Source organism: Janthinobacterium silvisoli, from assembly GCF_014200725.1.
In the GTDB taxonomy this organism is placed as follows: domain Bacteria; phylum Pseudomonadota; class Gammaproteobacteria; order Burkholderiales; family Burkholderiaceae_D; genus Janthinobacterium.
In genome coordinates, this window is record NZ_JACHCL010000005.1 from 16079 (window position 1) to 41748 (window position 25670).

Annotated in this window: 24 protein-coding genes; 6 read left to right on the top strand and 18 right to left on the bottom strand. The window is 59.8% G+C overall.

The features are described from left to right. Positions 1-35: 35 nt before the first annotated feature. From HDE75_RS20460 to yacG, 4 genes are all read left to right on the top strand, one after another. Positions 36-905: a prepilin peptidase gene (locus tag HDE75_RS20460; RefSeq protein WP_183679941.1), complete on the top strand. Its 870-nt coding sequence runs from the start codon at positions 36-38 to the stop codon at positions 903-905. Between the two features lie 16 nt (positions 906-921). Then, positions 922-1560, top strand: a complete 639-nt coding sequence (gene coaE / locus HDE75_RS20465) for a dephospho-CoA kinase (RefSeq protein ID WP_183679943.1) — start codon at positions 922-924, stop codon at positions 1558-1560. A gap of 123 nt (positions 1561-1683) precedes the next feature. After that, complete coding sequence (gene zapD, locus HDE75_RS20470; protein WP_183679945.1) at positions 1684-2439, top strand: cell division protein ZapD; 756 nt, start codon at positions 1684-1686, stop codon at positions 2437-2439. A 20-nt stretch (positions 2440-2459) separates the two neighbouring features. Further along, positions 2460-2645: a DNA gyrase inhibitor YacG gene (gene yacG / locus HDE75_RS20475; protein WP_183679947.1), complete on the top strand. Its 186-nt coding sequence runs from the start codon at positions 2460-2462 to the stop codon at positions 2643-2645. A gap of 2 nt (positions 2646-2647) precedes the next feature. Here the strand turns inward: yacG and HDE75_RS20480 are convergent, their stop codons facing one another. The 8 genes from HDE75_RS20480 to secA form a co-directional block, all read right to left on the bottom strand. Further along, the gene (locus HDE75_RS20480) at positions 2648-3796 is read right to left on the bottom strand and encodes a PepSY-associated TM helix domain-containing protein (protein ID WP_183679948.1); all 1149 of its coding nucleotides are present in this window, start codon (positions 3794-3796) and stop codon (positions 2648-2650) included. Between the two features lie 22 nt (positions 3797-3818). Then, positions 3819-6302: a TonB-dependent siderophore receptor gene (locus tag HDE75_RS20485; RefSeq protein ID WP_183679950.1), complete on the bottom strand. Its 2484-nt coding sequence runs from the start codon at positions 6300-6302 to the stop codon at positions 3819-3821. A 126-nt stretch (positions 6303-6428) separates the two neighbouring features. Then, a complete protein-coding gene (locus tag HDE75_RS20490) occupies positions 6429-7439 on the bottom strand; it encodes a FecR domain-containing protein (protein ID WP_183679952.1) in 1011 nt (336 codons plus the stop codon). Then, positions 7439-7963, bottom strand: coding sequence for a sigma-70 family RNA polymerase sigma factor (locus HDE75_RS20495; protein ID WP_311735148.1), 525 nt, complete (start codon positions 7961-7963; stop codon positions 7439-7441). Before HDE75_RS20495 ends, HDE75_RS20490 begins: the two co-directional genes overlap by 1 nt. A 112-nt stretch (positions 7964-8075) precedes the next feature. Next, positions 8076-8486: an NUDIX domain-containing protein gene (locus HDE75_RS20500; RefSeq protein WP_183679954.1), complete on the bottom strand. Its 411-nt coding sequence runs from the start codon at positions 8484-8486 to the stop codon at positions 8076-8078. Further along, entirely contained in the window at positions 8483-9349 is an 867-nt protein-coding gene (locus tag HDE75_RS20505; RefSeq protein WP_183679956.1) for an ATP-binding protein, read from the bottom strand. The genes HDE75_RS20500 and HDE75_RS20505 overlap by 4 nt, the downstream gene beginning before the upstream one ends. Continuing rightward, entirely contained in the window at positions 9346-10584 is a 1239-nt protein-coding gene (argJ, locus tag HDE75_RS20510) for a bifunctional glutamate N-acetyltransferase/amino-acid acetyltransferase ArgJ (RefSeq protein WP_183679957.1), read from the bottom strand. The genes HDE75_RS20505 and argJ overlap by 4 nt, the downstream gene beginning before the upstream one ends. A 141-nt stretch (positions 10585-10725) precedes the next feature. Next, on the bottom strand, positions 10726-13494 hold the full coding sequence (gene secA / locus HDE75_RS20515; RefSeq protein WP_183679958.1) for a preprotein translocase subunit SecA: 2769 nt from the start codon (positions 13492-13494) through the stop codon (positions 10726-10728). 284 nt (positions 13495-13778) lie between these two features. Here secA and HDE75_RS20520 point away from each other — a divergent pair, with 284 nt between their 5' ends. Then, positions 13779-14288 (top strand): DciA family protein, encoded by a 510-nt coding sequence (locus HDE75_RS20520; RefSeq protein ID WP_183679959.1) that lies wholly within the window; start codon positions 13779-13781, stop codon positions 14286-14288. A gap of 1 nt (position 14289) precedes the next feature. Here the strand turns inward: HDE75_RS20520 and lpxC are convergent, their stop codons facing one another. From lpxC to HDE75_RS20535, 3 genes are all read right to left on the bottom strand, one after another. Then, positions 14290-15225: a UDP-3-O-acyl-N-acetylglucosamine deacetylase gene (lpxC, locus tag HDE75_RS20525; protein ID WP_183679961.1), complete on the bottom strand. Its 936-nt coding sequence runs from the start codon at positions 15223-15225 to the stop codon at positions 14290-14292. A gap of 75 nt (positions 15226-15300) precedes the next feature. Further along, entirely contained in the window at positions 15301-16143 is an 843-nt protein-coding gene (locus tag HDE75_RS20530) for a DMT family transporter (protein ID WP_183679963.1), read from the bottom strand. A 151-nt stretch (positions 16144-16294) separates the two neighbouring features. Further along, entirely contained in the window at positions 16295-17068 is a 774-nt protein-coding gene (locus tag HDE75_RS20535) for a helix-turn-helix transcriptional regulator (protein ID WP_183679964.1), read from the bottom strand. Positions 17069-17183: 115 nt separating this feature from the next. On the opposite strand from HDE75_RS20535, the gene HDE75_RS20540 reads away from it, so the two are divergent. Continuing rightward, a complete protein-coding gene (locus HDE75_RS20540) occupies positions 17184-17951 on the top strand; it encodes a class I SAM-dependent methyltransferase (RefSeq protein WP_183679965.1) in 768 nt (255 codons plus the stop codon). Between the two features lie 46 nt (positions 17952-17997). Here the strand turns inward: HDE75_RS20540 and HDE75_RS20545 are convergent, their stop codons facing one another. The 7 genes from HDE75_RS20545 to murG form a co-directional block, all read right to left on the bottom strand. Beyond that, positions 17998-18504, bottom strand: coding sequence for a peroxiredoxin (locus HDE75_RS20545; RefSeq protein WP_183679967.1), 507 nt, complete (start codon positions 18502-18504; stop codon positions 17998-18000). 243 nt (positions 18505-18747) lie between these two features. Beyond that, entirely contained in the window at positions 18748-19956 is a 1209-nt protein-coding gene (gene ftsZ / locus HDE75_RS20550; protein ID WP_183679969.1) for a cell division protein FtsZ, read from the bottom strand. A gap of 157 nt (positions 19957-20113) precedes the next feature. Then, complete coding sequence (gene ftsA, locus HDE75_RS20555; RefSeq protein WP_183679971.1) at positions 20114-21346, bottom strand: cell division protein FtsA; 1233 nt, start codon at positions 21344-21346, stop codon at positions 20114-20116. 61 nt (positions 21347-21407) lie between these two features. Continuing rightward, positions 21408-22220, bottom strand: a complete 813-nt coding sequence (locus tag HDE75_RS20560; RefSeq protein WP_183679973.1) for a cell division protein FtsQ/DivIB — start codon at positions 22218-22220, stop codon at positions 21408-21410. Position 22221: 1 nt separating this feature from the next. After that, the gene (locus HDE75_RS20565; protein ID WP_183679975.1) at positions 22222-23190 is read right to left on the bottom strand and encodes a D-alanine--D-alanine ligase; all 969 of its coding nucleotides are present in this window, start codon (positions 23188-23190) and stop codon (positions 22222-22224) included. Between the two features lies 1 nt (position 23191). Then, the gene (murC, locus tag HDE75_RS20570; protein WP_183679977.1) at positions 23192-24595 is read right to left on the bottom strand and encodes a UDP-N-acetylmuramate--L-alanine ligase; all 1404 of its coding nucleotides are present in this window, start codon (positions 24593-24595) and stop codon (positions 23192-23194) included. 10 nt (positions 24596-24605) lie between these two features. Further along, a complete protein-coding gene (gene murG / locus HDE75_RS20575) occupies positions 24606-25661 on the bottom strand; it encodes an undecaprenyldiphospho-muramoylpentapeptide beta-N-acetylglucosaminyltransferase (RefSeq protein WP_183680363.1) in 1056 nt (351 codons plus the stop codon). Positions 25662-25670 lie beyond the last annotated feature (9 nt).

Sequence of the window (25670 nt, forward strand, 5' to 3'; positions counted from 1 at the left end):
GTCTGCGCGGCACTACTTCCTCGGACCACACCACCATGCTGCAAGACACCCTGCTGTTCGCCGCGCCCGGCAATTTGTTCGTCACCCTTGTCGCCGCCCTGTTCGGTCTGATCGTTGGCAGCTTCCTCAATGTGGTGATACACCGCATCCCGACAATGATGCAGCGCGAGTCTGATAACTATGTGGCGGTGGAAAGTGGCTTGCCGCCGCCGCATACCGGGCGCTATAACCTGATGCTGCCCCATTCGCACTGCGGCGCCTGCGGCCACAAGATCACTGCCATGGAAAACATTCCCGTCATCAGCTATCTGCTATTGCGCGGTAAATGCCGCGCCTGCCAAGCGCCTATCTCGGCCCGCTATCCCCTCGTCGAACTGCTGACGGCCGCCCTGTCGGCCGTGCTCGTCTGGCACTTCGGCAGCGGCTGGGCAGGACTGGCCAGCCTGGTGTTTCTGTGGCTGCTGATCGCCATGACCTTTATCGATGCCGATACGCAAATGCTGCCCGACGACCTGACCTTCCCCCTGCTGTGGGCGGGCCTGTTGGTTAATATCAATGGTACTTTCGTGCCGCTGCAAGACGCCGTGATCGGCGCGGCCGCCGGTTACCTGGCCCTGTGGAGCATTTACTGGGCCTTCAAATTGGCGACAGGCAAGGAAGGCATGGGGTATGGTGACTTCAAATTGCTGGCGGCACTGGGCGCCTGGCTGGGCTGGACGATGTTGCCCACAATTATATTATTGTCGTCCCTGGTCGGCGCCGTGGTCGGCATCGCCCTGATCGTCGTTGCCAAGCACGGCCGCGACAAGCCGATACCGTTCGGCCCTTACCTGGCGGCTGCAGGCTTGATTGCCCTGCTGTACGGCACGCCGTTATCGCACTTTACGTTAACCCTGATCAGCTAAGGGCATAGGGATGAACATGGATGCACCTTACTTCAGCATAGGATTAACCGGTGGTATCGGTTGCGGCAAGAGCACGGTGGCCGATATGTTTGCTACGCGCGGCGCCTCGATTGTCGATACCGACCAGATCGCCCACAGCCTGACGGCGCCCGATGGCGCAGCCATGCCAGCTTTGGTGGCGCAATTCGGTGCGGAGTATGCCGACGCGAATGGCGCGCTGGACCGGGCCAAGATGCGGGCACTGGTGTTTTCCGATGCCAACGCCAAGGCGCGGCTGGAAGCAATACTGCATCCGCGCATCCGCCAGGCGACCTTGACGGCAGCGGCCGAAGCGAAAGGCGACTATGTCATCTTTGCCGTGCCGCTCTTGGTCGAGTCCGGTGGCTGGGTGGAGCGGGTCAACCGCGTGCTGGTCATCGACTGCCTGGAAAGCTTGCAAGTATCGCGCGTGATGGCGCGCAATGGATTATCAGAAGAGCAAGTCAAGGCTATCATGGCGACGCAAGCCACGCGTGCCATGCGGCTGGCCGCAGCCGACGATGTGATCGATAACAATGGCGATTTGGCAGCGCTGGAGCCGCAGATAGCCCAGTTGCACGATGTATATCTGGCATTTTCAAAAAGAATCACTGGAATGGGCTCGCAACGTTTGTAATTTGTCGACGCTTGGTTCAAAATCACGGAATTGTTTGCGGGTCCATATTCACCGCATTTTCAGACGTACTTACAGCAACTGGCAACATATCGCTTTGCCAGCTGTTACCAAAGGGATGTTATTTTGATTGTCTACGAATACCCTTTCAACGAACGCATACGTACGCTGTTGCGGCTGGAAGACCTGTACGACAAATTCAAGTTCTTTATCCAGCAAGAACACGCCATGCAACACCATGTTGCCTTGGCAACAATCTTCGATATGCTCGAAGTGGCCGGCCGCGCCGACCTGAAATCGGACCTGCTGCAAGAACTCGAACGCCAGCGCCAAAGCCTGCTGGGCTATCGCAGCAATCCCAATGTGGAACCGCATACGCTGGACGCGATACTCAGCGAGCTCGACAGCGTGAGCGGCGCTTTGGTATCGGCGCAAGGCAAGACGGGCCAGAATATCCGCGACAATGAATGGCTGATGAGCATACGCGGACGCACCATCATTCCTGGCGGCGCCTGTGAATTCGATTTGCCGTCCTATTATGCGTGGCAACAACGCAGCTCCGAGCAACGCCTGGCCGATATCCATGCCTGGTTTGCCCCGCTGGCGCCGCTGTTTGCCGCCTTGGCCCTGGTGCTGCGCCTGCTGCGTGATTCGGGCGGTCCCGTCAAGTTGATCGCCAGCGCCGGCAGCTACCAGCAGATGCTGCAAGGTAAGGTTTACCAGATGCTGCGCCTGACCCTGGATGAAAGCAGCGGCGCCATCCCGGAAATCTCCGCCAACAAATACATGTTGTGGGTGCGTTTCACAACTCAGGGCGGCGACTTGAAACCGAAGCCGCTGGAAGAGGACGTGCCCTTCGAGCTGACGCTCTGTAATTTTTAATTGATTTTATTGCACTCTTTATGACCGTCGTTAATTGCCCTACCTGCGCCGCCAAAGTCGAATGGACGGAAGCCAATAAATTCCGCCCATTCTGCTCGGAGCGCTGCAAACAGATCGACCTGGGCGCCTGGGCCGAAGAAAAATACACGATTCCAGCGGCCAATCCGCTGGACGACCCTTTGGATGAAGATGGCCTGAAGGAATAGTCTCAAGGTCCCGTCTGTAAGGACAAACGGGACCGCACCGCCTTTCTGCGGGCCAGCCACAGATATACGCCGCTGCCCAGCACGATCATCGTGATCAAATCGAGCACCGCCCACAGTAGCTTCAGCGGTAAACCGCTATAATCGCCAAAATGCAATGGCCGCGCCAGTTCCAGCGCACGCAAATACCACGGCATCCGCACTTTCGCCGTCAACTCCCCCGTGCGCGCATCGATCATCACCGGACTGAATAGCCGCGACGTCAGCGGCGTCTTGCCCTTGGCCCAGATCAGATAATGGTAGGGCGTGGCAAACAGATTGCCCGGATACTCAACGCTGACGACGCGCATATCCGGCAAAGCCTTGCGGGCCGTGTCGAAAGCCGCGTCGAGCGAATACAGCGCACCGGGCGCCAAGGCTGGCTTGCCTTGCCACGGTTGCAGCATCGCTTCCACGTCTTGCCGCTGCCATAGGGCAAACAATGGCGTCGTCAGTTCATTGAGCGCCCCCGTCGCCCCCACCAGCAAGGCCCAGGCCATCGTCGTGATGCCCAGCAAATTGTGCAGATCCAGCCATTTCACCCGTGCCGAGCGGCCGTTGCGCACGGTGCCGAAGGCCAGCTTTTTCATGAAGGGGCCATATAGCACGATGCCGGAAACTATCGCTGCCAGGAATAGCAGCGCCATGGCCGCGAACAGCAATTCGCCAGTGATCCCGGCAAACAGGTCGGTATGCAAGCGCCGCACGAATAGCATGAACTTGAAACTATGCGTTGGCTTGCTGTGCAGCGAGTCTTCCAGCAGCATACCGGTACGCGCATCGAACTTCAGGGCATGTATGCGCTGCGGGGCATCGACCGCCAGCTGATACGACGGCGCCAAACGCACCCGCACTTGCGGTTCCGCATCATCCATGAAGGCAGACAGGATCACGTCGGCCGGATAACGCCGCCGGCTTTCCGCGATCAAGCCGTCGATGCTGGCCAAGGGTGTGTTGGCTGGTAGCACCGCGTACGGCGGCCCCTCATCCAGCCACTGTGCGATCTCCTCTGAAAAGATCAGGGGCAATCCCGTCAGGCAGACCAGCAGCAGGAACAGCGAACACAGCAAGCTGCTCCAGCGGTGCACCAGGCCCCAGGCGTGCAAACGGCTCATGTGTCCGCCCTATGGATCATGTTTACCATTTGTATTTCAAATTGGCCAGGATCGAGCGCTCCATGCCAAAGATGCAAGTGGCGCTGCTGGAACAGCTGGCAATGAAGTTCTTGTTGCTCAGGTTGCTAGCGCTCAAGGTCGCGCTCCAGCCTTGCCAGCCTGGCGACAAATGCGCCAGATCGTAGCGCAGCGACACATCCAGCAAGGTAACGCCCGGCACCTTGAAGGAATTGACGCTGTCGCCATAGCTGCTGCCCGAGTAACGCAGACCACCGCCCAGCTGCAAGCCGGCCAGCGGTGCAGCCGTGAAATCATAGTTCAGCCAGACTCCCGCCATGCTGCGCGGAATGCCAGCCGGCACCTTGTCCAGGTTATTCGTATTACTGCGGGTATTTTTCAAATCCGTGTAGGTGTAGCTGGCAATACCTTGCAGATTGGCCGTCAGATTGGTGCGCGCCTCGATTTCCAGGCCCTGGGAATGCACTTCGCCCGTCTGTATCTTGAAACCCAGCTTGTTTGGGTCATTGGTCAGCACATTGGTTTGCGTCAAGTCAAACACGGCAGCGGTGACCGAGCTGTCGGAACCGGGCGGCTGGTACTTCAGGCCTGCTTCGTATTGTTTGCCTTCCGTCGGCTTGAAAATATTGCCGGACGCATCCGTGCCGATGGCGGGCTGGAACGATGTCGCATAGCTGACGTAGGGCGAGACTCCATTGTCGAACAGGTAGACGGCGCCCGTGCGCCAGGTAAATGCATGGTTGTCCTGGCTGCTGGTCTTGCCGCTGGTATAGGCCAGCGAACTGCTGCTGACCTGATCTTGCCGTCCCCCCAGCAGGAAGGCCCAGCGTTGCCAACGGATCTGGTCTTGCGCATACACGCCCAGTTGCCGAGAGACATCGTCGGTGGAACTGCCATACATAAAGTCGGGCTCCCCTATAGGCTGGCCATATACCGGATTAGCGATACTGATGGACGGCGCCAGCGCATCGCCCTGGCCTATGTATTTGTGGTCGTAATGTACGCGCTGGTAATCGAGGCCGACAATCGCCGTATGCCGCACGGCGCCGGTATCAAAAGTCGCTTGCAGCTGATTGTCGGCCGCCACTGTATTGACGCTACCGTCATGGCGGTAGGCTTCCCGCCCTATCGACAAGCCGTCAGGATTCAAGCCATAGCTGGCGTCGAGCATGCGGATATGCAAGCTGTTGCGCAGCACGCGCAGGTTTTGGCGGAAGGTCCAGGTCTCGTTCAGCTTGTGTTCGAATTCGTAGCCGATGGATTCCTGTTCTTTTTTATACGAGTTGTCATCAGGGTCACCCACGAAAAAGTTGCGTGGCACTGTCACTTTGCCCGGCAATACCGTGCCGGCCGCCGGCACGAAGTTGTAGACGCCCGCTTGCGGATCTTGTTGATAATTTAAAAAGGCCGTCAGATGCGTGTCGCTATCGGGCCGCCAGGTTAGGGCCGCAGCAATCGCGGTACGCTGTTCGCGCACGAAATCGGTTTGCGTGCCCGTATCGAAAGTATCGGCCGTCAAACGGTAGGAAAACTTGCCGGCTTCGTCCAGCGGACCGCCGAAATCAAAGGCTGCCTGCTTGCGACCGTGGCTACCTGTCTGCAACATGATTTCATGCAAGGGCGTTGCCGTCGGGCGCTTGCTCACCAGGCTCAGCAAACCACCGGGCGAAGTCTGTCCATACAGTACCGAGGCTGGGCCGCGCAGCAATTCCACCCGCTCGAACATATACGGGTCCATGCTGGTGATATTGAAACCGTTGTTGGGCAGGCGCAAGCCATTCCAGTACTCATCGATCTGGAAACCGCGCGCGTAGATATATTCCAGCGAATCGGTATTCACGCCACGCTGTTCCGATACCACACCGGGCGTGTAGCGCAGTGCTTGCGGCACGCTTTGCACGTTTTGTCCATCCATCTGCTCGCGCGTGACCACCGAGATCGATTGCGGCGTTTCCAGCAGCGAACTATCGGTCTTGGTGGCGGTGGCGCTGCGCCGGGCTACATAACCGGCCGCCGGACCGGTGGCCGTTTCGCGCTCCGCACTGGCGTTGACCGTAATGCCAGGCAAGGTTTTCTCACGCCCTACCGCGTTGCCGTTGGCGGCACTGACCGGCACTTTTCTCAGCAGATAGCTGCCATTGGCTTGCAGGCTCGCTTGCAAATCGCTGCCCACCAACAAGGTTTCCAGTCCGACATTGACTGAATAGCCGCCCTGCAAGCCGCTACTGTGCAAACCGGCCGTCATTTCCGGCGCAAACGACAGGGTGATGCCCGCTTCGCGGCCAAAACGGCTCAAAACGCTTTCCATGCTGCCAGCAGGTATGGTGTAGAGACGCTGCGGCGCCGCTTGCGCCAGCACCACTTGCGGCAGAGCAAGCAAGGCGACGGCGGTCAAAGTGCCGGCACTGAAACGGCTGATGGCAGACGCCAGTGTCTTGCGGACCAGCAATTGTTGGGATGGGCGCTGTGGCGCGCTAGGGTGGCTCATGTTCAACCTTTCGTGGATACTCAGCATGGGATAAGGAGTGCTTACCTGCCATGTCCCGCGAAAAATCCAAAAGGGCCACCTCGGCGGCATTTTTTTGAAAAAAAACTGAAACAGCGGTTGGCGCGCTTAACTTATCCTGCTGCGCGGGCGCAAACGGATGCCCGTCACTTGCCGGCCCCAGAAGCGGGTAATGATTTCCTGTTCCAGTTGTAGCATGGCGCTGACGGTATCAAGCAATTTATCGATGTCGGCCAAGGCGTACGAGCCAGATACGCGCCGACCGGCAATAGTTGGGTCACAACTGAGCGCGTAAGAACAATAGCGGCCGACGTCTGCCAGGAAGTCATCGAGGCGCAGGCCCAGCGCGACGATAAAACCGTCGGTCCAGGCCGTGCTGCCTTCGCTCACTGGCAATACCGGCAAGATGGTAGATGTCGTAAAACTGGCTTGCTGTCCCGCCTGCAGGGTCACAGTGGGACTGCCTGAAACAGGGGCAATTTCTACCGCGCTATGCAAGACCTTGACGCAGGTCGCGTCATCCAATTGCTGCACGCTGAAGCGCGTACCCAGTGCCCGCGCCCGACCATGCCGGGTTTGCACCAGGAAAGGCCGGGGACTGTTTTGCCTATCCTTGGCAGTAGTGACCAGGATTTCGCCTGCAATCAGCTCGACCAGGCGCCGCTCGGCATCGAAACGGATGTTCACGGCGCTATTGGTATTCAAGATCATTTGCGTGCCATCGGCCAGCACCACCTTGCGACGTTCTCCCACGGCCGTGCGGTAGTCCGCTGACCAGCGCCGCCATGGCGTTTGTTCCTGGACCACCCAGCCCGCGCCGCCGGCAAAAATCAGCACAGCCAGGGTCTTGACGGCCTGGCGCCTTTTGGCCGTCGCGGGACGCGCCAGGGTAGCGTGGGTAATCGCTGAATGCACGGGCGAGGATAAGTCGTGCAACTGGCCATTGAACGCTTCGATGCGTTGCCAGGCACGCTCATGGTCGGGATGTTGCGCGCGCCAGCGCTGGAAGTTTTCCAGCGCCCTGGGCGGACGGGGCGTGCTTTGCAAGTCGACCAGCCATTCCAGCGCGCGCTGGGCTACCGCCTGCGGTATCGGCCCGTGCCCGCTTACCGCAACCATCAGATCAGCTCCGCGGCGGTCGAACCGAAATAGCATTGCAAGCCAGCCTTGACGATATGGCGCTTGACGGTACGCACGGAAATACCCAGCAAATCGGCCGTCTCGGCATGTCCCAGGCCATCGAGCTGGGTCAGCAAAAAAGCCCGTTTAACGAGTACCGGCAAGCCATTGAGCATCTGATCGAGTTCGATCAGCGCTTCGAGCAAGATACTGCGTTCTTCGGAGGAGAGTTCAAACTGCGGCGGGGCCAGCGCCAAGGCTTCCAGATACGCCTGTTCCAGTTTCTGGCGCCGCCAGTAATTGGACAGTACGCGCTGGGCGATGGTGGTCAAAAAGGCGCGCGGCTCATTGAGTGCCGGCAAGGCTTGCTGCGATGACAAGACACGCAAAAAAGTGTCTTGCGCCAGATCGGCAGCCTGATCGACACAGCCGAGTTTCTTCCGCAACCATGCACGCAGCCAGGGATGATGGTCGGCATACAGAGTGCCGATGGCCTCTGGCCGTATGGCGCTGGAAATGGTCACGATGGAAGCCGATCTGTCGAATATAAATGAGAATCAATCTCATTCTATAGTGATCGACTTCCGTTTGCAATGCGCGAAAACGGCGTCAGGACCGGATTACACCGTTGCGGGATTACATTTCCCGGCGCACCTCGTCCAGCCATTCCAGCAACGGTATGGTGGCTGGCAACAAGGGTTCCACACCCACCGTACCTTGCCAGGCGAACGCTTGCCCTTCCAGGCTTTGCGGCTCGCCGCGCCAGTCGCGGCTGATATAGAAATGCAGGCGCACGTGGGCGTGCGGATACACATATTCCACGCCACACCAGGCTTCGGCACTGTCGATATGCAAGCCCAGTTCCTCGACAAACTCGCGTTTCAAGGCGTCGAGGATGGTTTCATCGGGTTCGACTTTTCCGCCAGGAAACTCCCAATAACCGTCATAGGGCTTGCCAGCCGGGCGCTGACCCAGCAATACATCGCCATTCGGCTTCATCAGGATGCCGACGGCCACGTCGACCGGTTTGATGATTTTATCGTTCATTGTGGCAACTTTCCTGCGTAATCACGTGCAAATTGCCAGGCCACCCGGCCCGAACGCGAACCGCGCTGCAAGGCCCAGCGCAGGGCGTCGCCGCGCGCCTCCACGACTTGTTCCGGCGTGCAGCCGAACGAAGCGAGCCAATGGGCCACGATATCGAGATAATCGTCTTGCTTGAATGGGTAGAACGATAGCCACAAGCCAAAGCGTTCGGACAGCGAGATTTTCTCTTCCACCGTTTCGCCCGGATGCAAATCGCCATCGTCGTCGGTCTTGTAGCTGCTATTGTCGGACATGCGTTCCGGCATCAGGTGGCGCCGGTTCGAGGTGGCGTAGATCAGCACATTGTCCGATTGCGCGGCGATGCTGCCGTCGAGCGCCACTTTCAGCGCCTTGTAGCCACTCTCGCCTTCTTCGAACGACAGGTCGTCGCAAAAGATGATGAAGCGCTCGGGGCGCGCCGCCACCAGGTCGACGATGTCGGGCAAATCGGCCAGGTCGGCCTTGTCCACTTCGATCAGGCGCAAGCCCTGGCTGGCAAACTGATTCAAACAGGCTTTGATCAGCGACGATTTGCCGGTGCCGCGCGCACCCGTCAGCAGCACATTGTTGGCCGGACGGCCAGCGACGAACTGGCGCGTGTTTTGCTCGATCTGCGCTTTTTGCGTGCCGATATTGTGCAAATCATCGAGCGCGATGGATGACACGTGAGCCACCGCCTGCAAATGGCTGACGGCGCCCTGGCGGCGGCGCCAGCGGAACGCAAAGCTGTTCCAGTCTGGCGCAGGCGCCGCCTGCGGCAAGATCGCTTCCACGCGTGCCAGCAAAGCTTCGGCACGGATCAGGAATTGATCGAGGTTGCTCATGAGCGGTAGTCGGCGTTGATCGACACATAGTCATGCGACAGGTCGCAAGTCCACAAGGTCGCTTGCGCATCGCCGCGCGCCAGTTTCACGCGGATGGTGATTTCGCTTTGCTGCATCACGCGCTGGCCATCCTGCTCTTTGTAGTCGGGATTGCGGCCGCCATTCTTGGCTACCCATACATCATCCAGGTACAGGTTCAGTTTTTCCACTTCCAGGTCGTCCACACCGGCGTAGCCGATGGCGGCCAGGATGCGGCCCAGGTTAGGGTCGGACGCAAAGAAAGCCGTTTTCACCAGCGGCGAATGGGCGATCGAATAAGCGATCTTGCGGCACTCTTCCACGTTGCGGCCGTCTTCCACGGTCACCGTCATGAACTTGGTCGCGCCTTCGCCATCGCGCACGATGGCTTGCGCCAGGAAGGTCGACAGCTCGGTCACGGCAGCGGCCAGGGCCGCGTATTCAGGAGAGTCGATGCTATCAATCTTCAGGCTACCGGCACCGGTGGCGATCAGCATGAAGGAATCGTTGGTCGAGGTGTCGCCGTCGATGGTGATGCAGTTGAACGATTTGTCGGCTGCCTGTTTCACCAGCTGGTCCAGCACAGGCTGGGCCACGGTGGCGTCGAGCGCCAGAAAGCCCAGCATGGTGGCCATGTTTGGCTTGATCATGCCGGCGCCCTTGCTGATGCCCGTCAAAGTGACCGTGTGGCCGGCGATGGTCACCGTGCGCGAGCCGGCTTTCGGCTGCGTGTCGGTGGTCATGATGGCTTCGGCGGCCGAGAACCAGTTATCCGTCGTCAGCGCGGAGACGGCTTGCGGCAAGCCGGCGACCAGGCGCGGCACCGGCAGCGGTTCCAAAATCACGCCGGTGGAAAACGGCAAAATCTGTTGCGGCGTGCAACCCAGCAACTCGGCCAGCGCGGCGCAGCTTTCCTGCGCGGCCGCCAGGCCCTGCTCGCCCGTGCCCGCATTGGCGTTGCCCGTGTTGACCAGCAGCGCGCGGATAGGCGCGGCGCCCTGGGTCACGGCCGCCAGGTTGGCCTTGGCCACTTGCACCGGTGCGGCGCAGAAGCGGTTCAGGGTAAACACGCCAGCGACGGTGGCCGTCGGCGCCAGTTTCAATACCAGCAAATCCTTGCGGTTCGGTTTCTTGATGCCTGCTTCGGCAACACCGATTTCAATGCCGGGAACGGCTTTCAAGTCGGCGGCGACGGGCTTGGGAGAATTGACGGCCATATGAGTTCTTCTGCTAGGGGGAAATGGAAGCGCTATTGTAGCGCCTTCATAGTGTCATGGAAAATGCGGGGCGCAAAATGTGCAGGCATAAAAAAAACGGAGACCGCAGTCTCCGTTTTTGTTCAAGCCGGCGAAGCTGGTTTAAGCCAGTTTACCGTGGCAAGCTTTGTACTTTTTACCGCTGCCGCAAGGGCATGGGTCGTTACGGCCCACTTTGACGCCCATGCTCAGGCTCAGGTCATCCACATCCTGATTGCCGCCACCGGCCGTCGGCGCCAGCAGTTCTTCCGGCGCTGCGTTCGGGTCGAACTCGGCGTGCTGGTAGTGCACGTTTTCCACGTGCGACTGCTGCAGCGCCTGTTCGGCCGCATCGACTTCTTCGCGCGACTGGATGCGTACCGTCATCACGTGCTTGGTGACGTCGTTCTTGATCATGTCGAGCATCTGGCCAAACAGTTCAAACGCTTCGCGCTTGTATTCCTGTTTCGGATTCTTTTGCGCGTAACCGCGCAGGTGGATACCCTGGCGCAGGTGGTCCAGCGCCGCCAGATGTTCGCGCCAGTGGCTGTCCACGCTTTGCAGCATGACATTGCGCTCGAAGCCGCCAAACGATTCCTTGCCCACGATATCGATCTTCGACTGGTACACCGCATCGGCAGCCACCAGTACTTTTTCAACGATCTCTTCATCGTTCAGGGTCGGATCGGCTTCCAGCATCGCTTGCAAAGGCATGTCGATCAGCCATTCGCCGGCCAGGACTTTTTCCAGGCCCTTGATATCCCACTGCTCTTCCACCGATTCAGGCGGCACATAGCCATGTACCAGGTCGGTGAATACGCCATGGCGCAGGGAAGCGATCATTTCCGAAATGTCGGTGGTTTCCAGCAGCTCATTACGCTGCTGATAAATCACTTTACGCTGGTCGTTGGCCACATCATCGTATTCCAGCAATTGCTTGCGGATGTCGAAGTTGCGTGCTTCCACCTTGCGCTGGGCCGATTCGATCGAGCGCGAGACGATGCCCGCTTCAATCGGCTCGCCTTCCGGCATTTTCAAACGGTCCATCACAGCGCGCACGCGGTCACCGGCGAAGATCCGCAGCAGCGCGTCGTCCAGCGACAGGTAGAAGCGGGATGAACCCGGATCGCCCTGGCGGCCGGCACGGCCACGCAGCTGGTTATCGACCCGGCGCGATTCGTGGCGCTCGGTGCCGATGATGTGCAAGCCGCCTGCCTCGACCACGTGGTCATGCAAGGACTGCCATTCGTCGCGCAGCTTTTGCGACTGGGACGACTTGTCGCCATCGCTCAGTTCAGCATTCGCTTCGATGAACTTGATCTGGTTTTCCACGTTACCGCCCAACACGATGTCGGTACCGCGACCGGCCATGTTGGTGGCGATGGTGATGGCTTTCGGACGGCCTGCCTGGGCGATGATTTCCGCTTCGCGTGCATGCTGCTTCGCGTTCAGCACGTTATGCGGCAGTTTTGCCTTGTCCAGGATGCCCGACAGCAGTTCCGAGTTTTCAATCGAGGTGGTACCCACCAGCACCGGCTGGCCACGCTCGTAGCAATCGCGGATATCGATCAGCATCGCATTGTATTTTTCGGCCGACGACTTGTAGACCTGATCCTGGCGGTCCTTGCGCTGCAATGGACGGTTTTGCGGGATCACGACCGTTTCCAGGCCGTAGATTTCCTGGAATTCGTAGGCTTCGGTATCGGCCGTACCGGTCATGCCGGCCAGCTTGGCGTACATGCGGAAGTAGTTCTGGAAGGTGATCGAGGCCAGGGTCTGGTTCTCGTTCTGGATCTTCACGCCCTCTTTCGCTTCGACAGCCTGGTGCAGGCCATCGGACCAGCGGCGGCCCGTCATCAGACGGCCCGTGAATTCATCGACGATCACCACTTCATTGTTCTGCACCACATAGTGCTGATCCTTGAAGTACAGCGCGTGTGCGCGCAGGGCGGCGTACAGGTGGTGCACCAGGGTGATGTTAGCCGAGTCGTACAGCGACGCGCCTTCGGGCAGCAAGCCCATTTGCATCATGATGCCTTCGGCTTTTTCGTGGCCAGCTTCGGTCAGCAGCACCTGGTGCGCTTTTTCATCCTTGGTGTAATCGCCAGGTACTTCAACCTTGCCCTTGCCGTCCGGCGTTTCTTCGCCGATTTGCAGGGTCAGCAGGCCTGGCACTTCATTGATCTTGTGGTACAGGTCCGTATGGTTCTCGGCCTGGCCGGAAATGATCAGCGGCGTACGGGCTTCATCGATCAGGATCGAATCGACTTCATCGACGATGCCGAAGTTCAGGGCACGCTGCACGCGGTCGCGCGCTTCGTAGACCATATTGTCGCGCAAGAAGTCGAAACCGAATTCATTGTTGGTGCCATAGGTGATGTCGGAGTTGTACGCCTGCTGCTTGGCGCTGTGCTCCATTTGCGACATGTTCACGCCGGTCGACAGACCCAGCCAGCCATACAGGCGGCCCATGGTTTCCGCATCGCGCTGTGCCAGATAATCATTGACGGTCACGATATGCACGCCCTTACCCGACAGTGCGTTCAGGTAGGCTGGCAGGGTTGCCATCAGGGTCTTGCCCTCGCCGGTACCCATTTCCGCGATCTTGCCGTAGTGCAAGACCATACCGCCTATCATCTGTACATCGAAGTGGCGCATGCGCAAAACGCGCTTGGACGCTTCGCGGCAGACTGCGAACGCTTCAGGCAACAAGGCATCGAGCGATTCGCCAGCGGCGATGCGTTCCTTGAAGGCTGGCGTCTTCGCTTGCAGCTCGGCATCCGACAGCTTTTCGATGACCGGCTCGAGCGCATTGATCTCGCGTACCGTTTTTTGGTATTGCTTGAGCAGCCGCTGGTTGCGGCTACCGAAAATCTGGGTCAGTAATGACATGCTTGAATTCTTGAAAAAACGCCGTTAAAAAAAGCTCGGTAGCTGACAGCGAGGTGATAATCGCGTGACCGCACGGAGTTCGACTATGGCAAAAGACGATGATTTTATCATGCGTTCCCGCCAAGGTTGGGGTAATGCACCATATAACAATAGCGGAAAGACAAACAAATACGGGAAAATACGGACATTTTCCATACTGTAAGGAAATATGCTGGCGCTCCGCACTCGCCGCCGCATCCACCGCAGTCCTCGCCATGCGCAGGCCAGTATGCTATGTTTCGGCCATGCGAACTCCCACTTACTCTCCCGCGCCGCGCCGCAGCTACGGCTTTGCCCGCTCGGGCCCGGCCGTCACGGGCGCGACTGACTTTTTGCGCGGCAATGCGACGATGGCGGCATTGATGCCCACCGTCACGCGCCTGGCCGCCCTGCAAAAAGATTGCGCCAAGGCATTGCCAGTGATGTTCGAGCATTGCGACATCCTGCAATTCGAGAGCGGGCAACTGGTGCTGGCCACGCCCAACGCGGCACTGGCTGCCAAGCTAAAACAGCAGCTACCGAAACTGCAGACGGAACTGGAAAAAAAGGGTTGGCAAATTTCAGGCATCAAGCTGAAAGTGCAAGTCATCAAGAGTATCGCGCCCATCGTGCATACGCGGGCGCTGGTCTTGCCTGAAAAAGCCATGTCGGCGCTGGAAGACCTGAGCACGGCCCTGCCCGCGTCGAAACAGAACGAGCAATTGATCGCGGCGCTGCGCAATATGGTATTGCGCCACCGCGAACCGAAGGATTAAATCAGGTCAGCGACCACTCACGTTCCATCTGGCGCAGGTAAGATTGCGGCGCTTCCTCGTTGGTGGCAAACGAGACAATTTCATAAGAGTCCGGCTGTTCCAGCAACGCCAGCAGCAGCAGGTTATTGAGCGCGTGGCCCGATTTGTGCGCCGTGTAATAGGCCAGCAGCGGGTGGCCCACCAGATACAGGTCGCCGATGGCGTCGAGAATCTTGTGGCGCACGAACTCGTCTTCATAGCGCAAGCCGTCGGCGTTGAGGATGCGGTACTCATCCATCACGATGGCGTTTTCCAGCGAACCGCCACGGGCCAGGCCCATGCCGCGCAAGCTTTCCACATCCTGCATGAAACCAAAGGTGCGCGCACGCGCCACGTCGTGGATATACGACACGTCGCCGAAATCGACGGAAGCGCGCTGCATCGTGCCATCGACGGCCGGGTGGTTGAATTCAATGAAGAAATCAAGCTTGAAGCCGTCATATGGCGTCAAGCGCGCCCATTTCTCGCTATCGCCCTTGCCCTGGCGTACTTCCACCGGCTTGATGACCTTGATGAATTTCTTCGCCGCCGCCTGCTCTTCCACCCCAGCCTGTTGCAGCAAATACACGAAGGAGGAGGCAGAACCATCCATGATGGGAATTTCTTCCGCATTCACGTCGATATACATATTGTCGATACCGAGGCCGGCCGCAGCCGACATCAGGTGTTCCACGGTGGAAACCCTGGCGCCATCCTTGATCAGGACTGAAGCCATGCGGGTATCGCCGACCGCCATCGCGCTGGCAGGAAACTCCACCACGGGGTCGAGGTCGATGCGGCGAAACACGATGCCGGTGCCGATGGCGGCCGGGCGCAAGGTCAGTTCCACCTTGGTGCCGGAGTGCAAGCCGACACCGATGGTGCGGACCAATTGTTTGATAGTGCGTTGTTTTAACATCCCTCGATTATAGCGATTTGCCGGATTATCGTTGCGGCGCGGCCTGGTCCACGCCAAAAAAGCCACACTCGCGGCTCAAGGATGCTCGCTTTCCGCATGGACTGCTTCCCGGCGCACCAGGTAAATGCCGCTGCCGATAATGATGGCGGCGCCGACCAGGGTGTATTGGTCGGGCAAGGTGCGCCACAGCAGCCAATCGAGGCCCATGCCCCAGGCCAGGGCCGAATATTCAAACGGCGCCACGCTGGAGGCCTTGCCGATACGAAACGCTTCCGTGATGGCCAGTTGTCCCAGGAAACCGCTGACCGATAGTCCCAGCAACAGCAGCCAGTCTGCACGGCGGATGTCCACCCACTCATGCGCCGACAGCGCTACGCCACCGATGGCCATCATCACCATCAGCCAAAACACCATGCTTTCGCTGGCGTCCGTGCGGCTGAGGATACGGCCCGTAATGGCCGAAACGGCATAACAGCTAGCTGCACCCAGCACGGCCAGGCCGGCGATCGAAAAGAATTCACCGCCATCGGGACGCAGCACTACCAGCACGCCGCCCATGCCGACGGCGATCGCGCACCAGCGCGCCAGGTCCACCCTTTCCTTCAGGATAAAAACGGACAAGGCCGTAATCAGCATTGGGGCAATAAAAAACAGGGAATACGCCTCGGCCAGCGACATGCGCTTCAAGCCAAACGCAAACAGGGTGATCATCGCCACGCCCAAGGCACCGCGCAGCAAGTGCAGCGGCCAGCGCACCTTCAGCACATTTTTAAACGCGCCGCGGTACAGCAAATACAGGCAGACCAGCGGCAAGGACGACAGCGCGCGCAAGGCCGTCACCTGCATGGCGGGATAATGTTCGGATAGCAGCTTCATGGCTGTATCCATCAGGGAAAACATGCCGGCGGCCGTCAGCATCGCATAGACGCTGCGCAAATTTTGGGAACGGGAAGTCAGGGAAACTCCTGGCGAGGTGACAGAAGATCGTCATCATGGCGACGACCGGAGCCAGGACACGCTGGCAAGAAAAGCACACGCGGTCGTGGCGATTATAACAAGCGCGACTTCCTTATGGCACAGGCAGCAGCATCACCAATTTAAGCTCATGCTGGCGCGCCAGGTGCAAGGTCACCTGGTGAAAGGCCAGCGGACCTTGCTGCGGATGCAGGAAACGGCGCAGGCCGCCATCACGCCCCTGCACCTGCTGCGCTAGCCACCACTGGCGAAATTCACCGCTCGCGTGCGACAGTTCGGCGATCAGGCCAGCCAGCGGGACCTGGTCTGCATGGCGGCCGATATCGGCCCGAAACTCGGCCACCAGCCGCCGCGCGCGCTCGGGCCAATCGTCCACCAAGATGCGCGCACAAGGCTCCAGAAACATGAAACGCAGCTGGTTGGGCGCCTCCGCCTCTGTGTTCAACCAGGTTGAAAACAGGCTGGCCGCCTGCGTATTCCAGGCCACGGCATTCCACGTCCGGTCGAGGATATAGGCAGGAGCATCGATGGCAGCCACGATGGCAGACAACTCACTGGCAGCGGCGCCATCGCCCTCGCCTTCCCTATGGTGCGGGTCAGCCTTGTCGGCCACTTCGAACAGATAGGCGCGCTCGGCCACGCTCAGCTGCAGCACCTGCGCCAGGCGCGTCAGCATCTTGGCTGAAGCTGACACGGGCCGGCCCTGCTCCAGCCACGTCAGCCAGGTGGGACTGACCTCGCACAGCTGCGCCAGCTCTTCGCGGCGCAAACCCGGCGTACGGCGCCGTCCACCACCGGGCAAACCGGCCATGGCCGGTGTGACGGCTTCGCGCCGGGCGCGGATGAATTCAGCAAGTTTGCTCGACATGGCCGCCTCTTATTTTTCGTTCATGGTAGTAGTTATACCAGTATAAGTTCTTGTCTTGTTACAGGATAAAAATGCTTCTATTCTGCATGAACTCATCCATCCACAGGAGAAAACCATGCAACAGCACGATGTCGTCGCCGAACAATTTGGCCAGACCGCCAACGCCTACCTGAGCAGCGCGGTCCACGCGCAAGGCGCCGACCTGGTGCTGATGCAGGAGTGCGCGCGCCGCCATGGCAAACCGCAAGTGCTCGACCTCGGTTGCGGCGCCGGCCACGCCAGTTTTGCCATCGCGCCCGTGGCGGCATCGGTAGTGGCGTACGACCTGGCGCCACAAATGCTGGACGTGGTCGAGCACGCCAGGGTACAGCGCGGCTTGCACAACATCAGCACGCAACAAGGGAACGTGGCCACACTGCCGTTTGCCGATGCCAGCTTCGATATGGTGGTCACGCGTTTTTCCGCCCATCACTGGAATGATGTGGCCGGTGCGCTGGCCGAAGTGTGGCGCGTGCTGCGCCCGAACGGCAGCTTGCTGGTGATCGATATCGTGGCGCCAAAAACAGCGCTGTTCGACACCACTTTGCAAGCGGTGGAATTGCTGCGCGACGCCTCGCACGTGCGCGACTACCGCACCTGCGAATGGGGCGCCAAGTTCGACAACGCGGGGTTCACGCACCAGTTGCGCAGCGTGTGGAAACTGCCCATGCGTTTTGACGACTGGGTAGCGCGCATGCGCACGCCGCTTGACCGCGTGGCGGCCATCCGCAACCTGTTCGACGCCGCGCCCGAAGAAGCGCGCCGCTACTTTGCGCTGCAGGATGACTATTCGTTCAGCATTGATGCGGCCATGTTCGAGGCGACCAAACCGCAAGTACAATAAAAAAACGGCACCGAAAGGTGCCGTTTTTCATACGAACGAAAAACGCTTAAGCCAGCTGGCCCAGCAGGGTTTCTGCGTTCGATACTTCAAATTTGCCGCCTTGCTCGATATTCAATTGCGTCACGACGCCATTGTCGACCAGCAGCGAGTAGCGCTGCGAGCGCGTGCCCATGCCGAACTTCGAGAAATCAGCGTCCAGGCCCAGCGCCTTGCTATAGGCGGCGTTGCCGTCAGCCATCATGCGTACCACGCCGGTGGCTTTCTGATCGCGGCCCCAGGCGCCCATCACGAAAGCATCGTTGACGGAGATGCACCAGATTTCATCGACGCCTTTGGCTTTCAGGTCGGCAGCGTGCTGCACATAGCCTGGCACGTGCTGTGCGGAGCAGGTTGGGGTGTAAGCGCCTGGCAGGCCGAAGATGGCGATCTTCTTGCCTTTGACCAAGTCTTGTACATTGAACGTGTTCGGGCCCAGTGCGCAGCCTTCGGTTTCGTTTTCGATAAATTCAGCCAGGGTGCCTTCTGGCAGGGTGTCGCCGATTTTGATGGTCATGTTTGACTCCTGTAAGTCGAGGTTCATGGAAGCGCGCCCGTGCATTGCACGGACACGCGTGGAAAGGGTTTTGCCGGACTATGCCAGCACTGCGCGATAGTATGCCTGACTTGCCACCTTTGTGCAGAAAATAGCCAGGAAGACAAAGAAAAACACAAAGGCAGAGATCAAGGAAATACAAAAAAAACGGCGGCCCGAAGGCCGCCGCTAGTATTGCTGACATCAGATCACCTCATCAGGCAATCAGTCTGCCTGCTTGCGCAAGAACGCTGGAATATCGTACGTTTCCATGCCATTTTTTTCCATCGCGCGTACTTGCTCCGAGGCCGATTCACGACGCCATACTGCCGGCGCCTTCATGCCATCAAAGCCAGCCGCTGGCGTCGCCGCGCCCACCGAAGTGGCCACGGTTTGCGCGCCGCCCAGTGCAGCCGATGGTGTCAACGGGCTGTTGTGCGTACCGGTGCGCAGCACTTGCTGCGGTACCAGCTGGATGTTTTTCTTGGCACGGCCCAGGCCCGTCGCCACCACGGTGACGCGGATATCGTCGCCCATGGCGTCGTCGTAGGCGATACCTTGCGCGATCGACGCGTCCGGAGCGGCAAAGGCGCGCACGGCAGCCATGACTTCCTTGATTTCCTTGCCCTTCAGGCCACGGCTGGCAGTGACGTTGACCAGCACGCCGCGCGCGCCAGACAAGTCGATGCCATCCAGCAGCGGCGAAGCGACTGCCTGTTCGGCAGCGATGCGTGCGCGGTCCACGCCGGACGCCGTTGCCGTACCCATCATGGCCTTGCCCTGCTCGCCCATGATGGTTTTCACGTCGTTGAAGTCGACGTTGATATGGCCAGGGACATTGATTATTTCAGCGATACCCGCCACCGCGTTGTTGAGCACATCGTCGGCGTGCTGCATCCACTCCAGCATGCTTTCATCTTCGTAGATCTCTTCCAGTTTTTCATTGAGGATGATGATCAGCGAATCGACGTGCAGGGACAGCTGCTCCAGGCCTTCGTCGGCGATGTCCATGCACTTCTGGCCTTCGTACGAGAATGGCTTGGACACCACGGCCACCGTCAGCGCGCCCAGTTCCTTGGCCACTTCGGCCACGATAGGCGCCGCGCCCGTACCGGTGCCACCGCCCATGCCGGCCGCGATGAAGACCATGTGCGCGCCGCGCAGCGAATCGGCGATGCGCGTGCGCGATTCCTCGGCCAGCTGGCGGCCAACAGCAGGCTTCATCCCTGCGCCCAGGCCGGTATCGCCGATCTGGATGATGTTGTGGGCCTTCGATGTCGACAGGGCCTGTGCGTCGGTATTGGCGGCAATGAACTCCACGCCCGACATGCCTTTGTTAATCATGTGTTGGACTGCATTGCCACCCGCACCGCCGACGCCAACGACCTTGATGACGGTACCTAAAGCTGTGTTATCGACCATATCGAACTCCATGATGTGCTCCTATCAGAATGCGGTTTCCAAGCGCCAGGCCTCATATTAGGTAGGAGAACTGGAGATTGAAAACTGCGGTTAAATATAAAATAAAATATGTTTGTATGTACCTGCGATGCTGCTGAAAAGCCTGTCCTGCCGGGCGAAACAACTGCCCTTAAAAATTCCCTAAAAACCATTCCTTCATGCGCTGCCAGACTGCCTTCACCGAGCCGTCCTGACGCGTCACGATGTGACCGCGCAGGTACTGCTTTTTCGCTTCCAACAACAAACCCAGCACGGTGGCGTAGCGCGGGCTGCGCACCACGTCGGCCAGCTGGCCGCGATACTCCGGCGTGCCCAGGCGCGCCGGTTTCAAAAAGATGTCTTCCGCCATTTCAACCATGCCCGGCATGATGGAAGTGCCGCCCGTGAGCACGATGCCCGACGACAGCACGCCCTCATAACCGGATTCGCGCACCACCTGGTGCACCATCGCGAACAGCTCTTCGACACGCGGTTCGATCACTGCCGCCAACGCCTGGCGCGACAGATTGCGCGGGCCGCGGTCGCCCAGGCCAGGCACTTCCAGCGATTCGCCCGGATCGGCCAGCACCTGCTTGGCCACGCCATAACGCATCTTGATTTCTTCCGCTTCCGCGGTCGGCGTGCGCAAGGCCATGGCGATGTCGTTGGTGATCTGGTCGCCGGCAATCGGGATGACGGCCGTGTGGCGGATCGCGCCATCGGAAAACACTGCCACGTCGGTGGTGCCGCCGCCGATGTCGATCAAGACCACGCCCAGTTCTTTTTCATCGGCCGTCAGCACGGCATCGGCCGAGGCCATCGGCTGCAGGATCAGGTCCGATACTTCCAGGCCGCAGCGGCGCACGCACTTGACAATGTTCTGCACGGCAGACACGGCGCCGGTGACGATGTGCACTTTCACTTCCAGGCGGATGCCGCTCATGCCGATCGGCTCGCGCACATCTTCCTGGCTGTCGACGATGAATTCCTGCGGTACCGTATGCAGCAATTGCTGGTCGGTCGGAATGTTAACCGCTTTGGCCGTCTCGATGACGCGCGCCACATCGGTCGCCGTCACTTCCTTGTCCTTGATGGCCACCATGCCGCTGGAATTGAAGCTGCGGATATGGCTGCCCGCAATACCCGCATACACATTGCGGATCTTGCAGTCGGCCATCAGCTCGGCCTCTTCCAGCGCGCGCTGGATAGACTCCACCGTGGCTTCAATATTGACCACCACGCCTTTTTTGAGGCCCTTCGATTCGTGCTGGCCCAGCCCGATCACTTCGTGGCGCCCGTCGGACATCACTTCGGCTACCACCGCCACCACTTTCGAGGTGCCGATGTCGAGACCGACGATCAGGTTTTTCGCGTCTTTTGTCATTTCTGTCGCCTAATGTATGGGCTATTAATGTGTTAATTGCTTGTTCGAATTAATTATTCGGTCAAGCCGGTTTCTTGATCGGACTACTCGTTTTCTTGCGCATCACGGGCCGGCCATCCTTGCCTTCCGGCGGTATCACCAGCCCGGCGGAACTCAGTGCCAGGCCATTCTGGTAACGCATATCGATCGTGTCGATATTTTCCAGCCTGCTCGCCAGTTGCGGATAAATCCCCACCAGGCGGTCGACCCTTTCCTTCAGGGTCGTATGATTCTGTTCGCGTCCCAGCGCCACGCTCATGCCGTTATTGAGCTTGACGGTCCACGCATAGCGGCTCGACAGGGTCAGCTCTTCGAGCGACATTTTCAGCGGCGCAAACCACTTCTGCAGTTCCCAATACGTGGACAGCACCTCTTTCTCGCTGCCGTCCGGTCCCGAAAAAGCGGGCAACACATGGTCGTCCTCCGCCTCGGCCACGTTGGCGGTAAACACATCGCCCTTGACCGACAGCAAACGGCCATCCTCACCCCAGGTGCCCAGCGCGTCGTGTTCTTCCAGCGCCACGATCAGCTGGTTCGGCCATTCGCGGCGTACGCTGGCGCGGCGTACCCAGGGTACAGCCTCAAACACGCTGCGCACACTCTCCAGGTTGGCCGTGAAAAAATTGCCCTTGATGCGGCCCAGGGTACCGCTGCGCAAGGTCAGGTAATTCACATGGCGCAGTCCCTTGTCGTCCACGCTCTCGACCTTGATCGAACGCAGGTCGAACATGGGCCGCTGCGACACCCACCAGACGCCGGCGGCCACGCACACGACCAGAACCGCGGCGAGCAGGCCGTTGGCTGTCGTATTGAGGCTTTTAGCGTCGTGCCACATATCAGTTCTGTCCCTTGACCATTTTCAGGCGCGCCGCCGCCACGATTTCCAGGCACAGCTCTTCATAGCTGATACCCACCGCGCGCGCCGCCATCGGCACCAGCGAATGCGTGGTCATGCCAGGCGAGGTATTCACCTCGAGCAGGAACAGCTTGCTGTCCGCATTGCGCATCAGGACATCCACCCTTCCCCAGCCTTCGCAACCGAGTGCACGGTAGGCTTCCACCGCGATGCGCTCCATCTCGGCCACGATCGCCGCGTCCAGCTGCGGCGGGCAGAAATACTTGGTGTCGTCCGTGAAGTACTTGTTCTGGTAATCGTAATTGCCTTGCGGAGCGACGATTTCAATCGGCGGCAGCGCGCGCGCCGTGGCGCCCTGGCCCAGGATCGCCACCGTGAATTCACGGCCCGTGATGAATTCCTCGGCCAGCACGGAGTCATCGAGACCAGCCGCAATATCGTAAGCAGCCTGGAAGGCCGAGCCTTCATGGACAGTGGTGATGCCGATGCTCGACCCTTCATGCGGCGGCTTGACGATCAGCGGCAAGCCCAGTTCAGCGGCGACCTTCGACAAATCGGCGCTGTCGTTCAGCACTGCATATTTCGGCGTCGGCAACTGGTGCATCAGCCAGATCATCTTGGTATAAACCTTGTCCATGCCGACCGCGCAAGCCATCACGCCGCTGCCCGTGTACGGAATACCCAGTTGTTCCAGCGCGCCCTGCAGGCTGCCGTCTTCGCCGTAGCGGCCGTGCAGCGCGATAAAGACGCGGTCAAATTTTTCAGCGGCCAGTTCGGCCAGGCTGCGCTCGCCCGTGTCGAACGCATGCGCGTCCACGCCACGGCTCAGCAAAGCGGCCAGCACGCCGGTGCCGGACATCAGCGACACTTCGCGCTCGGCAGAGCGGCCGCCGAACAGCACGCCGACTTTACCCAGTTGTTTTACATCGATAGCTGAAGCTGCGTTCACGTCAGGCCTTTACAGTGTTGGTTTGGTACTTGGTCAATTGGTTCGGGATGCCGCTGATCGAGCCGGCCCCCATGGTCAGCACGACGTCGCCGTCGTGCGCCACACTCATGATGGTGTCGGCCATGTCCGTCATGGACTCGACAAAAATCGGTTCGATCTTGCCGCGCGCGCGCAGCGCATGCGCCAGCGAACGGCCGTCGGCAGCCACGATAGGCGCTTCGCCAGCCGCATAGACTTCGGACAGCAGCAATACATCGGGCGCACCGAGCACCTTGACGAAATCTTCGAACAGGTCGCGCGTACGGCTGTAGCGGTGCGGCTGGAACGCCAGTACCAGGCGACGGCCAGGATAGGCGGCGCGCGCGGCGGCCAGGGTCACTTCGGTTTCCACCGGATGGTGGCCGAAGTCATCGACCAGCGCGAAGCTGCCGCCATTCGGCAGCGCCACGTCGCCATAGCGCGTGAAGCGGCGGCCCACGCCGGAAAACTCGGCCAGGCCTTGCTGCGTGGCGCTGTCGGCAACGCCGATTTCACGCGCGATCGCCACCGCCGAACAGGCATTCTGCACATTGTGCATGCCAGGCTGATTGAGTACGATGTCGAGGTCGGGATAACCTTCCTGCAGCACCGTGAAATGCATTTCCAGTCCCACGGCGCGCGCATTGATGGCACGCACTTCCGCGTCTTCGGCGAAACCGTAGGTGGTCACCGGCTTGGTGACAAACGGGATGATGGCGCGCACGTGCGGGGCATCGATGCACAGCATGGCGCGGCCGTAGAATGGCAAGCGGTGCGTGAACTGCACGAAAGCCTGCTTGAGCTTTTCAAAATCGTGTTCGTAGGTATCCATATGATCGGCATCGATATTCGTGATGACTTCGATCATCGGCGCCAGGTTCAGGAACGAGGCGTCCGATTCGTCGGCCTCGGCCACCAGGTAGTCGCCCGAGCCCAGCTTGGCGTTCGCGCCGGCGCTGGTCAAACGGCCACCGATCACGAAGGTAGGATCGAGCCCGCCCTGCGCCAGCACGGAAGCGACCAGGCTGGTGGTGGTGGTTTTGCCGTGCGTGCCGGCGATGGCGATACCGCGCTTCAGGCGCATCAATTCACCGAGCATCACGGCGCGTGGCACCAGCGGGATCTTGCGCGCGCGCGCGGCCGCCACTTCCGGATTGTCTGCCGGGACGGCGCCCGACGTGACGACTGCATCGGCGTCGCCGATGTTTTCTGCCGCGTGACCGAGCATGACGGTCGCGCCCAGGCTCGCCAGGCGCTGCGTTGCCGCATTGCTGCCCAGGTCGGAGCCCGACACCTTGTAGCCCAGGTTCACCAGCACTTCGGCGATGCCGCTCATGCCGCTGCCGCCGATGCCGACAAAGTGGATATTGTTTACTTTATGCTTCACAGAGCTAACCTCATGCCAATTTTTCCAATACGTTTGCGATCGCCGCATTGGCGTCGCGCTTGCCTGCTGCCAGTGCCGCCTGCGCCATCTGCTGGCAGGTGTCACGGCCCAGCGACGCCAGCAAGGTGCTCAGCGACGCTGCACTCATTTCATGTTGCGGCAAATGAATCGCCGCGCCTTGTTTCGCCATCCATTGCGCGTTATTGCGCTGATGGCTGGTGGTCGACGCCACCAGCGGCACCAGCACGCTGGCGACGCCGGCAGCCGTCAATTCCGACAGGGTGATCGCGCCAGCGCGGCAAATCACCACATCGGCGTCGGCATATGCCCTGGCCATGTCGTCGATAAAATCGACCACATTGGCGCTCACACCCGCCTGCGCATACGCTGCGCGCAAGGCTTCGATATTCTTTTTGCCCGACTGGTGCGTCACCTGCGGACGTTCGCCTGCCGGCATCAGCGCCAGCGCGGCCGGCAAGCTGTCGTTCAGCGCTTTGGCACCCAGGCTGCCGCCCACCACCAGGATGCGCAATGGGCCGCTGCGGCCAGCGTAGCGTTCGGCCGGTGGCGCCATGTCGAGGATTTCCTGGCGTACGGGGTTGCCCGTGACGACAGCCTTGCCGGCAGCAGCACCAAAGTCGGCAGGAAAACCGAAGCATACGCGCTGCGCCAGGGGAGCGAGCGTCTTGTTGGACAACAGCAGCGCCGCATCCGCATTGACCAGTACCAGCGGCACGCCTTTCAGGCGTGCCATCAAACCACCCGGCACCGTCACATAACCACCCATGCCCATCACCACGTCGGGCTTGCGGCGAGCGATGAAACCACGGATGGCAAAGAAGCTGGCCAGCATCTTGAAGCCGCCCTGAATGGTATGGGCCAGGCCCTTGCCGCGCATGCCCGAAAAAGCGATGGCGTCCATCGGGATGCCGCTTTTGGGCACCAGTTCCTGCTCCATGCCGTGCGTGGTGCCCAGCCAGCTCACTTCCCAGCCGCGCGCGCGCATCGTCTGCGCAATCGCCAGGCCGGGGAAAATATGGCCGCCGGTACCGGCCGCCATGATCATCAGTTTTTT

Bases quoted from the DNA above. Each gene is read 5' to 3' on its own strand.
- HDE75_RS20500 (WP_183679954.1), bottom strand. From the start codon at position 8,486: ATGAACGATAAAATCATCAAACCGGTCGACGTGGCCGTCGGCATCCTG.
- HDE75_RS20545 (WP_183679967.1), bottom strand. From the start codon at position 18,504: ATGACCATCAAAATCGGCGACACCCTGCCAGAAGGCACCCTGGCTGAA.
- HDE75_RS20460 (WP_183679941.1), top strand. From the start codon at position 36: ATGCTGCAAGACACCCTGCTGTTCGCCGCGCCCGGCAATTTGTTCGTC.
- HDE75_RS20520 (WP_183679959.1), top strand. From the start codon at position 13,779: ATGCGAACTCCCACTTACTCTCCCGCGCCGCGCCGCAGCTACGGCTTT.
- ftsA (WP_183679971.1), bottom strand. From the start codon at position 21,346: ATGACAAAAGACGCGAAAAACCTGATCGTCGGTCTCGACATCGGCACC.
- coaE (WP_183679943.1), top strand. From the start codon at position 922: ATGGATGCACCTTACTTCAGCATAGGATTAACCGGTGGTATCGGTTGC.
- argJ (WP_183679957.1), bottom strand. From the start codon at position 10,584: ATGGCCGTCAATTCTCCCAAGCCCGTCGCCGCCGACTTGAAAGCCGTT.
- HDE75_RS20560 (WP_183679973.1), bottom strand. From the start codon at position 22,220: ATGTGGCACGACGCTAAAAGCCTCAATACGACAGCCAACGGCCTGCTC.
- HDE75_RS20540 (WP_183679965.1), top strand. From the start codon at position 17,184: ATGCAACAGCACGATGTCGTCGCCGAACAATTTGGCCAGACCGCCAAC.
- HDE75_RS20490 (WP_183679952.1), bottom strand. From the start codon at position 7,439: ATGGTTGCGGTAAGCGGGCACGGGCCGATACCGCAGGCGGTAGCCCAG.
- HDE75_RS20505 (WP_183679956.1), bottom strand. From the start codon at position 9,349: ATGAGCAACCTCGATCAATTCCTGATCCGTGCCGAAGCTTTGCTGGCA.
- secA (WP_183679958.1), bottom strand. From the start codon at position 13,494: ATGTCATTACTGACCCAGATTTTCGGTAGCCGCAACCAGCGGCTGCTC.
- HDE75_RS20480 (WP_183679948.1), bottom strand. From the start codon at position 3,796: ATGAGCCGTTTGCACGCCTGGGGCCTGGTGCACCGCTGGAGCAGCTTG.
- yacG (WP_183679947.1), top strand. From the start codon at position 2,460: ATGACCGTCGTTAATTGCCCTACCTGCGCCGCCAAAGTCGAATGGACG.
- HDE75_RS20535 (WP_183679964.1), bottom strand. From the start codon at position 17,068: ATGTCGAGCAAACTTGCTGAATTCATCCGCGCCCGGCGCGAAGCCGTC.
- HDE75_RS20530 (WP_183679963.1), bottom strand. From the start codon at position 16,143: ATGCTGACGGCCGCCGGCATGTTTTCCCTGATGGATACAGCCATGAAG.
- HDE75_RS20485 (WP_183679950.1), bottom strand. From the start codon at position 6,302: ATGAGCCACCCTAGCGCGCCACAGCGCCCATCCCAACAATTGCTGGTC.
- lpxC (WP_183679961.1), bottom strand. From the start codon at position 15,225: ATGTTAAAACAACGCACTATCAAACAATTGGTCCGCACCATCGGTGTC.
- ftsZ (WP_183679969.1), bottom strand. From the start codon at position 19,956: ATGGAGTTCGATATGGTCGATAACACAGCTTTAGGTACCGTCATCAAG.
- murG (WP_183680363.1), bottom strand. From the start codon at position 25,661: ATGATCATGGCGGCCGGTACCGGCGGCCATATTTTCCCCGGCCTGGCG.